Consider the following 13,773-nt stretch of genomic DNA (forward strand, 5'->3'; position numbering starts at 1 on the left):
AAAGAGTATTTTTAATACCTAAAAAACAGCGGGAGGAGAAGGAAATGCTGAAGAGTCAGGAAATGCGGAAACTTGCACCGGAGATGGATCCGCTCCGGATTGGAACAGGATGGAAAAAAGAGGATCTTGAAAAACCGCAGATTATGGTGGAGAGTACGTACGGGGACAGCCACCCGGGAAGCGGCCACTTAAATCTGCTGGTCGAGGAAGTGCGGAAAGGCGTTGCGGAAGCGGGGGGCTTCGGGGCGCGGTATTTCTGCACCGACATCTGTGACGGCGAGAGCCAGGGAACGGATGGCATCAACTACAGTCTTGCGAGCCGCGAGATGATCGCCAATATGATCGAGATCCACGCGAATGCGACACCGTTTGACGGCGGCGTCTATCTGTCGAGCTGCGACAAGGGTATGCCGGGCAATCTGATCGGCCTTGCGCGTGTCGATATTCCGGCGGTTGTTGTGCCGGGCGGAACGATGAATGCGGGACCGGAGATGCTGACACTGGAGCAGCTTGGCATGTACAGCGCAAAATTTGAGCGCGGTGAGATCGACGAGGAGAAGCTCGACTGGGCGAAATGCAATGCCTGCCCGAGCTGCGGTGCCTGTTCGTTTATCGGAACGGCATCCACGATGCAGATCATGGCGGAGGCACTCGGCCTCGCCCTGCCTGGAAGCGCTCTGATGCCGGCGACAAGCCCGGATCTTCTGGCATATGCACGGGAGGCAGGCCGCCAGGCGGTAAAACTGGCACAGATGGAGCATATGCGGCCAAGCGATCTTGTGACGAAAGAGAGTTTTGAGAATGCGATTCTTGTCCACGCGGCAATTTCGGGAAGCACAAACTGCCTGCTGCACATCCCGGCCATTGCGCATGAGTTCGGTATCGAGATCACCGGCGACACATTCGATCGTCTGCACCGCAACGCGCGGTATCTGCTCGATGTCCGCCCGGCAGGAAGATGGCCGGCAGAGTGCTTCTATTATGCGGGCGGCGTTCCGGCGATTATGGAAGAAATCAAAGATCATCTGCATCTCGATGTGATGACAGTGACCGGAAAGACACTGGGTGAAAATCTGGCGGAGCTTCGTGAAAATGGATTTTATGAGAAGTGCAGCGGATGGCTCGCAAAATTTAATGAGCGGTATGGAACTTCAATTACAAAAGAAGATATTATCCGCCCGTATGACAAGGCGATCGGAACGGACGGCAGCATCGCTGTTCTGCGCGGAAACCTTGCGCCGGAGGGAGCCGTCATCAAGCACACGGCCTGCCCAAAAGAAATGTTCCACGCCGTCCTCCGTGCCCGACCGTTCGACAGCGAGGAGGAGTGCCTCGATGCCGTGCTGAAACATAAGGTTCAGAAAGGCGACGCCGTCTTCATCCGCTACGAAGGCCCGAAAGGCAGCGGTATGCCGGAGATGTTCTATACTTCCGAGGCAATCAGCAGCGACAAAGAGCTTGGAAAGAGCATCGCGCTTATCACCGACGGCCGTTTTTCCGGCGCCTCCACCGGCCCGGTTATCGGCCACTGCAGTCCCGAAGCTGTAGACGGCGGCCCGATCGCACTCGTCGAGGAAGGGGATTTGATTGAGATTGATGTGAAGGAACGAAAACTTAACATCATCGGAATCGCCGGTGAGCGCAAGTCCATGGAAGAAATCGATGCGATCTTAAAAGAACGCCGCCAAAACTGGAAACCGCGCGAGCCGAAATACAAAAAAGGCGTACTCCGTCTTTTCAGCCTCCACGCAGCAAGCCCGATGAAAGGGGCGTATCTGGAGTACTAAAAATACTTGCGTTTTTCTGGGATGGTCTTTAGAATTTAAGGCAGAGCAAAAAATGGAGGAAGGAGCAACAGAAAAACAAGTGAAAGAAAATACCTAAAAAACAAACGGTTCCTGTATAATGTTGCATCTCTTCAGAAAATGGTCGGAAGTCCAGATTCTGTACAGAAGAATGTGGTGCTGGAGAACAATTCGCTGTCGGCGGAGCAGATTACCGGTGTGGAAAACCGAAAGAGCAAGGCAGGCGAAGCCGTTCTTCCGGTACTGCGCAGTGTTTCGCTGTTTCTTCTCGGGCTGCTTGGCGTGCTTCTGATTCTGCTGACGCTGCTTGTGATTGCGGCGGAGGCGGCGCGGATCATCTGCCTTGGACCGGCGGCAAAGAAACAGCAGAAGGAGCGGCCGGGCAGGCGGATCCGGAGAACGGAAGCAAGAATTTACCAGTATCTTTGTCTGTGGGGCATAGATGCCGGTCTTGGCTGGAAAACAGCAGCAACCGATGCAGAACTCGCCCGCAGATTTCCGGCGATCGAGCCAGGCGAATATACGCGTGTCTGCCATCTGATCGAGAAACATATCTACGGTGAGATTCTGCTGTCTCCTTATGAGGAACGTACGCTGAACCATTTTCTGGAAAAGCTGATGGAGCCGGTACCGGGCTGCAGCTGGAAAATGCGGCTGAAGCTGCGCTATGCGTGTCTGCGCCGTGTGAATACGAAGAAAAAGAAGAGAAAGCACAGCGCTTTCCAGCAAAAATAAGGGTTAGGAAAACAAATAAAAGGAGGGTTTTACCATGAAATTTGTAACATTTAATATTCGCTGTGATTTTGGCCAGGATGGAGCCAATAATTTTATCTACCGCAGACCGCTGATTCTGGAAAAAATCAGACAGGAAAAGCCGGATATCATCGGTTTTCAGGAGGTACTGCCGCATGTGGCTGCCTGGCTGAAGGAAAATCTGACAGAATATTACATTGCCGGATGTGGAAGAGAAAAGGATCTGACCGGTGAGGCAATGATCATTGCCTATCGGAAAGAACGTTTTCAGAGTGTGAGCCTGGAAACCTTCTGGCTGTCACCGACACCGTACGTGCCGGGATCCCGCTATCCGGTACAGAGTATGTGCCCGCGTACTGCGACGGATGTGGTATTTGAGGATATGGAGACCGGAAAAGTGTTCCGCGTCATCAACACCCATCTGGATCACGAGTGCGCCGGGGCGAGAAAGCTTGGCCTGGAGCAGATTCTCGCACATCTGAGAGCAGAGAAAGCATTTGCCGATGTGCCGGTGATTCTTAGCGGCGACTTCAATGCCGAGCCGGACAGCGAAGAGATGAAACCGCTGAGGGAAACTGCCGGTCTTGTGAATGCGACGGAAGGAATCGGCATTACCTTCCACAACTATCATCGCGATGATCCGAACGATCCGCAGTGCTCGATTGACTACATCATTCTCAAAGGGGACTGGGAACTGAAAAAGGTGGAAAAATGGACGGAGCAGAAGGACGGTGTGTGCCTTTCTGATCATGATCCGATCTGTGCGGAACTTATTTAAAATATGGATGCAAGAGGCGGCCGCCGGGAGAAAAATCTTCTGGCGGCGTTTTTTTACGATAGTTATAGGAAAAACTTATAACAAGTCAAAGAAAAAAGGGAATATACAAACGCCGCATTTTCTGTTATGATAGGTTACGTTACAAAACCTATCAGATTAGTATAGAAAGAAAAATTACGAAATAACAGGAGATTATTCATATGGCAAGAGGAATTGACACAAAATGTATCCATTTAGAAGAGGACGAGGGACAGTGTAGCCACTACGGCGCACTCAGCTACCCGATTTATCAGACCGCAACGTATGCGCATCCGGGCGTAGGACAGAGCACCGGATTTGATTACAGCAGACTGCAGAACCCGACCAGAGAGCATCTGGAGAAGATGGTGGCTGTGCTGGAAAACGGAATTGATGCGTTTGCATTAAGCTCCGGCATGGCAGCGATCTCACTTCTGATGGAGCTGTTCCGCCCGGGAGACCACATCATTGCGGATTCCGATTTGTACGGCGGAAGCATTCGTCTGTTCCACCATGTGAACGAGAAAAACGGCGTCGAATTTTCCGGCATCGACTGCTGCCGTGATGACGTGGAAAGCTATGTGAAAGAAAATACAAAAGCCATCTACATCGAGACCCCGACGAACCCGATGATGAACGTAACCGACATCCGAAAGATGGCGGATATTGCAAAACGCCACAACCTGATTCTGATCGTGGACAACACCTTCATGTCTCCGTACTTCCAGAACCCGCTCGATCTCGGCGCGGATGTTGTCATCCACAGCGGCACGAAATACTTAAGCGGCCACAATGATACGCTGGCAGGCTTTATCGTGACAAACCGTGAAGACATTCAGGAAAAACTGCGTTTCCTGATTAAGACAACAGGTGCAGGTCTTGCTCCGTTTGACTGCTGGCTGGTGCTGCGCGGCATGAAAACTTTAGGCATCCGCATGGAGCGTTCCCAGGAGAATGCAGAGCAGATCGCTGCATGGCTGCAGAAGCAGAAAGCAGTCACAAGAGTGATCTATCCGGGACTGCCGGATCACCCGGGCCATGAGATTATGAAAAAACAGGCAAGAGGCTTCGGTGCTATGCTGACAATCCAGCTCGAGAGCAAAGAGTTTGCCCTTGCCATTCTGGAGAAGGTAAGAATGATCCGTTTCGCAGAGAGCCTCGGCGGCGTGGAGACACTCGTTACGTATCCGACGACGCAGACACATGCCGATGTGCCGAAGGAAATCCGTGAGCGGAACGGAATTACGGAGAGCACCCTTCGCTTCTCCGTCGGAATTGAAAATATCGAGGACCTGATCGGCGAGCTTGAGAAGGTTTTTGCAGAAATTGAGGAAGAGAAAAATGACGGAAAGAAATCTTGATTTTGACAGAATCATCAACCGAAAAAATACAGACTGTTTAAAATATGACTTCGCAGTAAAACGCGGTATGCCAGCTGACGTGCTGCCGCTGTGGGTGGCGGACATGGACTTTGAGACATCCTCCTACATCGAGGATGCGCTGGTGGAGCGTGTAAAAATGGGCATTTACGGCTACAGCGATGCGCAGACTCCATATTTTGAGGCAGTTGCGGGGTGGATGAAACGCCATCACAACTGGGAGCCGAAAGAAGAATGGCTGATCAAAACGCCAGGCGTTGTGTTTGCACTTGCGATGGCAGTCAAAGCTTACACCGCGCCTGGGGATGCCGTGCTGATCCAGTCACCGGTTTACTATCCATTTTCGGAAGTCATTGCGGATAACGGCAGAAGAGTTGTCAGCAGCACGCTGGTGCTCGGCGATGATAACCGCTATCACATGGATGTGGCGGATTTCGAGGAGAAGCTGAAAGCTGAAAACGTGAAGCTCTTTTTCCTCTGCAATCCGCACAACCCGGTCGGAAGAGTCTGGACGAAAGAGGAGCTGACGGCAATCGGAGATCTCTGCATAAAGTATGGCGTGACGGTTGTAAGTGATGAGATCCACGGAGATTTCATCTTCAAAGGCGAGCATCAGGTGTTTGCCGCAATCAAAAAAGAATACGAGGATATCACGATCACCTGCACGGCACCGAGCAAGACGTTCAATCTGGCAAGTATGATGATGTCGAATATCTTTATCGCCAACCCGGAACTCCGTGCAAAATTCCGGAAACAGCTTGACGCAGCCGGAACGAGCCAGCTTGGCGTGATGGGGCTGGTGGCATGCGAGACGGCATATAACAAGGGCGAGGAGTGGTATGAGGCAATGCTTTCCTATGTGAAGGCAAATGCAGAATTTACAAAGCAGTATGTGGAGGAGCAGCTTCCGGGCGTGAAGATGATCGACCTGGAGGGAACATATCTCGTATGGCTCGATTTTCGCGAGACGGGGCTATCCGTTGATGAACTGGAAGACCTGATGATCAACAAGGCGAAGCTGTGGCTTGACAGTGGCAAAATCTTCGGAGACTGCGGACGCGGTTTCCAGCGGATCAACATTGCCTGCCCGCGCGCAACCCTGACCGAGGCACTGGAGCGGATTCGGGATGCAATGAAAAGCAGATAAAGCCACACCGATGAGATGCGTAGCATTTTGGAAGTTGGCTCTGAACAGTGACGAAAACATGTTGAAAAGGCGCAGCTTACGGAACATCTTTTTGGGAGATATGATTTTTTTTGTGTCTCCGGTAGAGAAAGAAGAAAGCTGCGCCTCCGCATATCAAAACGAGTACTTTCACCGGAATCTGATATACCGGATACACAGAGGTATAAATGCAATGATATTCTGGCGAAGAAACTTCGCTTTCCTCAGCAGGGCTCGGGCTCCAGGAAAAAGATGCCAGAATTCGAAAATATTTTTTATCAGAAGAAAACTGGCTATAAGGAAGATAAAAATCTGGGTTTCCAGGCGTTGTGATTTTCCGTTCCAGCGTCCAGGGTTCTTCCGTGCTGTTCCGAGTCCACAATTCTGCTTTTTCTAATTCAAAAAGATACATCAGTGGATCTGTCTCCAGACGGATAAAGTCTTCTTTCGCAGTTCTTACCTGGGTTATATTTTGAAAATCGAAAACTGTCTGATATAACAAAGAACGATCTGATTTTTCCTGATAGGTGAGTACATTTGCGGCATACAGATCTTGGAAACTTTTTGTCTTTTCAGATCGTTTAAAAAAATAGAAATCGATAGGTTTGGAAGAAGTTTTTCGATACTCGTTTTCTAAACTGGATTCTATTGGCGAAGCATTTTCTGGTACGTTTTCTTTTAAAAAAGAGCACAATACCGTATCGTCATTTTCGAATGCAGTGTCTGCTTTGACTGGAACAGAAAAACAGAATAACAGGGTGAAAAATAAAAATTTGATTTTTTTCATAATGAGTTACCTCTTATTTATGGCTTTATTCAGTTGATGCCGGATTTAAAAGTTTTTTTGAATGGTTGTTCTGTACTTTTTGTTCCTGCAATTCCTAAAACATTCATAATCTGCCCGTTTTTCTACGAGTAATGGCGACTTGCTCATGATTTTACTTAAATTACTTGAAAATACCTTAAACACAATTTGCCTATCAGAGAAATTTGTGCTTCTGGATAGGCAAATTGTTACTTTGAAAGAGTAATTAGAAATTAAATGTACTTGTATGTGGTGAATGAAAGTTTAATAACTTAGGTTCATTGTTTTATATGCAGTATAGGCTGTTCCTGATGGAGAGTAGCTAATTCCACCACCGTTGTAGGAAAAAGAGATACTGTAGCCGGTTTTCTGGGGATTATATAAGTATCCCATTACAATTCTTTTATCACTGCTATTACCTGCAGTAGCGTGACAGTATGTAACACCTTTAAGCTTCATGGCATAGTCGGGTGTTCCTAGTTGACTCCCTGAAAATTCAGCACCAGATAATTGCTGATTATTTGCAGTAAGAGTTCCACCGACTTTCCAATCGTTCATAGTATTATCTTTGTACCATAATTTTCCACCATATTCATACGGTCTCATAGCAGCGCCTAATTGAAAAGAAAAACTGTCTTTTCCGCGAGGTTGTTTATTAGAAGTAAACTCGTATGTTGGATAGATATAAATGGTTGATGCATTTTTAAAAGCTGATGCAGTAAAGGAAATACCGGTTAAAGTTTCGCTACTGAGTATCGATATTTGATTTTCGATATTTGAATTAATATATTCAAAATGTTTACCTCCACTTTTTAAGTCATCCACAATGAACTGCATGACGTCATCATCCAGCTTTTCTATTTCCTTTTGTGGCATTCCGGTTTTTAATAGATATGCTTTGTTAGATAGAACAACATTATTATCTGCCTTTACATTGCAAATTACCATATTTAAGGACAGAATACAACAAATAAAAAATGCAAGACATGTTTTTAATTTTTTCATGATGAGTGGTCTCCTTTCATAAGTATTGTTGGATGGTTTTAGTTTTTTATTTATCCTTAGATTAGTGCACTATCTGAAAAGTAAATTCGTTCGTTAATATGGATGATAAAATAGAAAATTAATAAAAATGCTTGTAATTATTATATAAATATATGAAAAATAAATCAATAGTCAAAAAACATATAAATAAATATATGAATTTGTAAAAAACAACGATTTTGTAAAAAGAATGTAATTTTAGAGAGATATATACGTATAAAAAAATAAAACGTGATTTTAATTTGCAGTGATATGGATTCTATGATATAGTGTGGTAAAGTGATGCTGTGAAAAAAAACAAAACCCCGTCGGCAAACAAGGCGGGCAGCGCAGGAAAGGGGATCATAACAATGTATATTACATGTCTGGATGTAGAAGGAGTACTGGTACCGGAAATCTGGATCGCGTTTGCGGAGGCAAGCGGAATCCCGGAACTTAAAAAAACGACACGCGACGAGCCGGATTACGATAAACTGATGAGATGGAGACTTGGAATCTTAAAAGAGCATGGCCTTGGACTGAAAGAAATTCAGGCTACGATTGAAAAAATTGATCCGCTGCCGGGCGCAAGAGAGTTCCTCGACGAGCTGCGCACCTTCTCCCAGGTGATTCTGATCAGCGACACCTTCACGGAGTTTGCCGCACCGCTGATGAAAAAACTTGGCTATCCGACCCTGTTCTGCAACTCCCTGGAAGTCGCAGACGACGGAGAGATCACAGGTTTTAAGATGAGAGTCGAGCAGTCGAAGCTCACCACCGTAAAAGCACTGCAGTCCATCGGATTTGAGACGATCGCAAGCGGCGATTCCTACAATGACCTTGGCATGATTCAGGCAAGTAAGGCAGGTTTTCTGTTCCGCTCGACCGATAAAATCAAAGCCGACTATCCGCAGATCCCGGCGTATGAGACGTATGAGGAGCTGCTTGGCGCGATCAAAAAAGCAATGGATGAGAAGTAAACAAAAAAGGTGATTTCCGGCCAGAGGCTGCGACAAACGGTCAGGAAAACAGAAATATGGGGGTTTTATTACATGAGAAGAAGAATTCAGGTAGAAGCAGAAAAACCACAATTCTGCGTCACAACAGGAATTACATTTGCACAGGCGGATGCCTGGTTTGGAAACACGGTGCAGGATTTGAAGCTGGATTTGATTTACCCGCGGGATAACACCAGAAAATACCCGTGTGTGGTATGGATTTGCGGAGGGGCCTGGATCCAGATGGACCGCTCGGCACATCTTGCCTATCTGTCCGTACTGGCACAGCAGGGATTCGTTGTTGCATCGGTAGAATACCGCACGAGTAATGAGGCAAAATTTCCGGCATCGCTGCAGGATGTGAAAGCAGGAATCCGTTATCTGCGTGCACATGCCGATCGCTTCAACATTGATCCGGACCGCATCGGTGTGATGGGAGAGTCTGCGGGCGGTTATCTGACCTGCATGGCAGCGCTTGCGACAGATCCCGTTTATGATGTGGGAGAAAATCTGGAATATTCCAGTGCCGTACAGGCCGCCTGCCCGTGGTACCCGCCGACCGATTTCCGCGGATTCCCGTACAGTGATCCGGAGCAGTGTGCGGCATCTCCGGAATCCCTTCTGATGGGCAAAAACGTGATGCGCCATCCGGAAGAAGCACTCGCATGCTGTCCGGTCAGCTTCGTGACAAAAGCCGCACCGCCGTTTCTGATCATCCACGGAGAGAATGACCATACTGTTCCGTTCGGACAGGGAGAGGAACTGCACGACGAACTGGAAAAAGCGGGATGTGACGTCACACTGCTTTCGATCGAGGATGCCGACCACGCAGATCTTCGTTTCTTCCAGAAGGAAGTGTGGGACGAAATCTGTGCGTTCTTCCGCGCAAAACTGTAAAAGAAGCAAAAGCAGAGTGAAAGTCCAGGAGATTTTCGCTCTGTTTTTTGATTGTTTGGGAGAATCTGTGGTGCAGCATTTTTTGCAGGATAAAGTCTACCCATCGGAGTTCTTTCCGTGTATAATGAATACAGGAAAGATCACAATGTGAACAGGAAGGAGGCCGCCATGGGAAGATTTTTAAATCCGGGAAATGAAGCATTTTCGGAAGTCATTCATTCAGAAATCTATGTAGATAAAACACCGCTTCTGGAATATACCAACAGAGTGATCAGTACTACATCAAAATTTATCTGCAGCAGCCGTCCGAGGCGTTTCGGAAAGTCAATCACAGCGGAGATGCTGTCGGCATATTACAGCAAAGGCAGTGATTCCAGAGAACTGTTTGCGGACTATGCGATTCATAAGGCGGAGTCCTTTGAAAAACATCTGAACCAGTATGATGTGATTCATTTTGATGTCCAGTGGTGCATGATGGATGCCGGAAATGCGGATTGCGTTGTGGAATATATCAATAACGGAATTCTGCAGGAACTGAAGGAAAAATACGGAGAACTGATTCCGGATACTGTGAAGACGGTTTATGGGGCGATGTCCTATATTAAGGCTGCTGCGGGAAACAAATTTGTTGTCATCATCGATGAATGGGATGTACTGATCCGAGATGAAGCGCAGAACCATAAAGTGCAGGAAGAATATATTGATTTTTTAAGAGGCATGTTCAAAGGATCGGAACCGTCAAAATATATTGCACTGGCGTATCTGACAGGAATTCTGCCGATCAAGAAATTAAAGACACAGTCCGCCCTCAACAATTTCGAAGAATTCACCATGCTGGATGCAGGAAGAATGGCACCGTATGTTGGCTTTACAGAAGCGGAAGTGCATGATTTATGCGACCGGTACGGACAGAACTATGAACAGGTGAAATCATGGTATGATGGATATTCTCTGGAAGGGTATCAGGTATATAATCCCAAAGCCGTTGTCAGCCTGATGCTGAACGGAAAATATAAAAGCTACTGGTCCAATACCGGCAGCTATGAAGCAATCGTGCCACTGATTAACATGAATTTCGACGGACTGAGGGCAGCTATCATAGAAATGATGTCGGGGGCCGCCGTGGATGTGGATGTGACGTCTTTCCAGAATGATACTGTAAGCTTTGCCAACCGGGATGATATACTGACGTATTTGATCCATCTCGGATATCTGGCTTACGATCAGGACAGGCAGCAGGTTTTTATTCCGAATGAGGAAATCAGACATGAACTAAACAATGCGGTGAAACGCAACAAATGGAATGAAATGATTACTTTTCAGAAGGAATCCACAGATCTGCTGGATGCAACCCTGGATATGGATGAAAAAGCGGTAGCGGATGGCGTAGAGAGAATTCATCAGGAGTACAGTTCGGTGATCCAATATAATGATGAAAATTCCCTGAGCAGCGTGCTTACGATAGCATATTTAAGCTCTATGCAGTATTATTTCAAACCGATAAGAGAGCTGCCGGCTGGGCGCGGTTTTGCAGATTTTGTTTATCTTCCGAAACCGGAATACAAAACAAGTTATCCGGCGCTGCTGGTAGAACTTAAGTGGAACAAAAGCACAGATACAGCTATGGAACAGATCCGGGACAAAAAATATCCGGATTCTATTCTGGAATACACAGGAGATCTTCTTCTTGTGGGGATCAACTATAATAAAAGGACGAAAGAACATGAATGCAGGATTGAAAAGATAAAAAAATAGAAAACAAAATGCAGAGAAGAAAAACGTCATACTATGGATGAGGGATTCATGGTATGACGTTTTTGCAAACATTTGAGTCGATCCGAAACAGGAATGAACGATTAGATTTTAGAAATTTTTTTCAAAAAAGTCCTTGATCGGTAGCAACTCCCGGGTGATAAACTAAAGCTACAAAGACAGGGAAATAACAAAATATCACACATCAAAATAAAACAGGGAGGTTATGATGATGAATTTTACATTAAGCAATCAGGTGCAGATCCCGGCAGTGGGAATCGGAACTTTTATGATGACACCGGATCAGGCAGAGCAGGCGGTTGTGGACGCATTAGCATGCGGATACCGCATGATTGATACTGCACAGGCTTATATGAACGAGCGTGCAGTTGGGCGCGGAGTTAAAAGATCCGGGGTGGCAAGAGAGGACATTTTCATCTCGACCAAAATATGGGCGAGCCAGTATCTGACAGAGGGAACGGTAGAAAAGAGCCTGGAACTGCTTGGAACCGACTACATCGATCTGATGTTTATCCATCAGCCGGCAGGCGACTTCATGGCAGGCTACCGCAAACTGGAAAAAGCGTACAAAGAGGGCAAAATCAAAGCTATCGGTATTTCCAATTTCCAGGGTGAAAAGTTGAAAAAACTGCTGGAAGAGTGCGAAATCAAACCGCATGTGATCCAGATGGAAGCGCATCCGTATTACCGCGATGAGGAGACTATTTCCGCACTTGCTCCGTGCGGCTGCCGTGTGATGGCATGGTATCCGTTGGGACACGGTGATCATGCACTGCTTGAGGAGCCGATTGTCAAAGAACTTGCGGAAAAATATGAAAAGAGCACCGCGCAGGTGATCTTAAGATGGCACACCCAGGTTGGAAATATCGTCATCCCGGGTTCTACGAATCCGGAGCACATCAAGGCAAACCTCGATATCTTCGGTTTCGAACTGACCGACGAAGAGATGAAGAAAATGGAAGGCCTGAATAAAAACGTGCGTTACTATTACCCGGATGAGGAAAAACTGGCAGCATATGTGAATATGAAGATCGATTTGGACAGCCAGAAATAAAATAAATACGGCCTGCCAAAGATGGAAGAACATGTGTTTACTGCATTTATTTGATAAGAAAGGGAAACAAAAATGGAATATAAAGTATTGACAAATGGTATAAAAATGCCGATGGAGGGTTTTGGGGTTTTTCAGGTAAGAGATAAAGAAGAGTGCAAAGAATCTGTATTAAATGCCATCCGGGCGGGCTATCGTCTGATCGACACGGCGGCTTCTTATACAAATGAAGATGCCGTTGGGGAAGCCGTCCGTGAGGCGATTGCAGAAGGAATCTGCACCCGTGAAGAACTGTTCATCACATCCAAGATGTGGGTACAGGATATGCAGAATTATAAAATGGCAAAGAAAGCGATTGATCATTCAATTGAGACGCTGGGCGTGGAATATCTTGATCTTTATCTGCTGCACCAGGCAATGAAAGATTATTTCAGTGCATGGCGTGCTATGGAGGATGCATACAAAGAAGGAAAGTTAAGAGCCATTGGTGTTTCCAATTTTTATCCTCATGTGCTGACAAACTTCTGCGAGACCGTAGCGATCCGTCCGATGGTCAACCAGATAGAAATGCATCCGTATTTCACACAGGAGCCTGCGTTAAAAGTTATGGAAGAGTACCAGGTCGTGCCGGAGGCATGGGCACCGCTCGGCGGAGGCCGTCACAATCCGTTTGACAATGAAATGGTAAAAGAAATCGCGGTTGCACATGGAAAGACGGTAGGACAGGTTGTTCTACGCTGGAATGTACAGCGCGGCGTTGTGGTCATTCCGAAATCGGTTCACAAGACGAGAATCGAAGAGAATTTTCAGATCTGGGATTTTATACTGACCGAAGAGGAAATGCAGAGAATCAGCTCACTGGATCTCGGCTATCAGGGAACTGCGGTAAAACATTTTGATCCGGAATTTGTTAAAATGTGTAATACCAGAAAAATCCACGAATAAAACAGGGCGGTTCGTTTTCCGACTGCGGTAAGATCGTTTCCGCACAGGCAGACGTTGCGTTCCTGGACCCTTTGGGTCAGAAATAAAAGTCAAAAATAAGAAAGGCCAGAAACGCTGTGTATCGTTTGCTTCTGGCTTTTTTTTCTTGATAAAAAACGTTTCACGTACGAAACACCTGTACCGATATCTTCGTCACATATTCTTTCACAGATGCCGTTGCCAGTTCGTCGATCACTGCTTCTTTGTAGGAATACTGGCCCGTCGAAAAATGGTTCTGGTCGATCCAGTCGAAGAGGGTTTTGTAGGTGTCTTTTGAAAACGGCGCGTCGCATTCTTGTTACTTTAGCCTGCAAATAAAAAGTCAATACTAAAATTGAAGAAAG

At 46.6% G+C, this 13,773-nt stretch carries 13 protein-coding genes; 10 read left to right on the forward strand and 3 right to left on the reverse strand.

The features are described 5' to 3' along the window. Positions 1-44 precede the first annotated feature (44 nt). From ilvD to DWY63_RS08685, 5 genes are all read left to right on the forward strand, one after another. Positions 45-1,787, forward strand: coding sequence for a dihydroxy-acid dehydratase (gene ilvD / locus DWY63_RS08665; RefSeq protein WP_055221176.1), 1,743 nt, complete (start codon positions 45-47; stop codon positions 1,785-1,787). Positions 1,788-1,961: 174 nt separating this feature from the next. Further along, positions 1,962-2,540, forward strand: a complete 579-nt coding sequence (locus DWY63_RS08670) for a hypothetical protein (RefSeq protein ID WP_147326136.1) — start codon at positions 1,962-1,964, stop codon at positions 2,538-2,540. 34 nt (positions 2,541-2,574) lie between these two features. After that, positions 2,575-3,336 carry an endonuclease/exonuclease/phosphatase family protein gene (locus DWY63_RS08675; protein WP_117801891.1) on the forward strand — a complete coding sequence of 254 codons (762 nt, stop codon included), beginning with the start codon at positions 2,575-2,577 and terminating at the stop codon, positions 3,334-3,336. Between the two features lie 200 nt (positions 3,337-3,536). After that, complete coding sequence (locus DWY63_RS08680; RefSeq protein WP_117510969.1) at positions 3,537-4,715, forward strand: trans-sulfuration enzyme family protein; 1,179 nt, start codon at positions 3,537-3,539, stop codon at positions 4,713-4,715. Continuing rightward, the gene (locus DWY63_RS08685) at positions 4,696-5,880 is read left to right on the forward strand and encodes a MalY/PatB family protein (RefSeq protein ID WP_117801892.1); all 1,185 of its coding nucleotides are present in this window, start codon (positions 4,696-4,698) and stop codon (positions 5,878-5,880) included. Before DWY63_RS08680 ends, DWY63_RS08685 begins: the two co-directional genes overlap by 20 nt. A gap of 76 nt (positions 5,881-5,956) precedes the next feature. Here the strand turns inward: DWY63_RS08685 and DWY63_RS08690 are convergent, their stop codons facing one another. Both DWY63_RS08690 and DWY63_RS08695 read right to left on the reverse strand, forming a co-directional pair. Then, on the reverse strand, positions 5,957-6,685 hold the full coding sequence (locus DWY63_RS08690) for a hypothetical protein (RefSeq protein ID WP_022462534.1): 729 nt from the start codon (positions 6,683-6,685) through the stop codon (positions 5,957-5,959). 282 nt (positions 6,686-6,967) lie between these two features. Then, the gene (locus DWY63_RS08695) at positions 6,968-7,708 is read right to left on the reverse strand and encodes a hypothetical protein (RefSeq protein ID WP_022462533.1); all 741 of its coding nucleotides are present in this window, start codon (positions 7,706-7,708) and stop codon (positions 6,968-6,970) included. A gap of 389 nt (positions 7,709-8,097) precedes the next feature. Between DWY63_RS08695 and thrH the strand changes: the two genes are divergently transcribed. From thrH to DWY63_RS08720, 5 genes are all read left to right on the forward strand, one after another. Next, on the forward strand, positions 8,098-8,706 hold the full coding sequence (gene thrH, locus DWY63_RS08700) for a bifunctional phosphoserine phosphatase/homoserine phosphotransferase ThrH (protein ID WP_055227856.1): 609 nt from the start codon (positions 8,098-8,100) through the stop codon (positions 8,704-8,706). 72 nt (positions 8,707-8,778) lie between these two features. Further along, positions 8,779-9,621 (forward strand): alpha/beta hydrolase, encoded by an 843-nt coding sequence (locus DWY63_RS08705; RefSeq protein WP_117801893.1) that lies wholly within the window; start codon positions 8,779-8,781, stop codon positions 9,619-9,621. A gap of 168 nt (positions 9,622-9,789) precedes the next feature. Next, on the forward strand, positions 9,790-11,376 hold the full coding sequence (locus DWY63_RS08710) for an AAA family ATPase (RefSeq protein WP_117510976.1): 1,587 nt from the start codon (positions 9,790-9,792) through the stop codon (positions 11,374-11,376). A gap of 229 nt (positions 11,377-11,605) precedes the next feature. Continuing rightward, a complete protein-coding gene (locus DWY63_RS08715) occupies positions 11,606-12,448 on the forward strand; it encodes an aldo/keto reductase (protein ID WP_330410169.1) in 843 nt (280 codons plus the stop codon). Between the two features lie 72 nt (positions 12,449-12,520). Beyond that, positions 12,521-13,390: an aldo/keto reductase gene (locus tag DWY63_RS08720; RefSeq protein ID WP_117801894.1), complete on the forward strand. Its 870-nt coding sequence runs from the start codon at positions 12,521-12,523 to the stop codon at positions 13,388-13,390. A gap of 89 nt (positions 13,391-13,479) precedes the next feature. Here DWY63_RS08720 and DWY63_RS18250 read toward each other — a convergent pair. Further along, on the reverse strand, positions 13,480-13,773 hold a 294-nt coding region (locus DWY63_RS18250), incomplete at its 5' end, for a hypothetical protein (RefSeq protein ID WP_207661018.1).

It is taken from the genome of Blautia sp. AF26-2 (assembly GCF_003460955.1).
Taxonomy (GTDB): Bacteria; Bacillota; Clostridia; order Lachnospirales; family Lachnospiraceae; genus Fusicatenibacter; species Fusicatenibacter saccharivorans.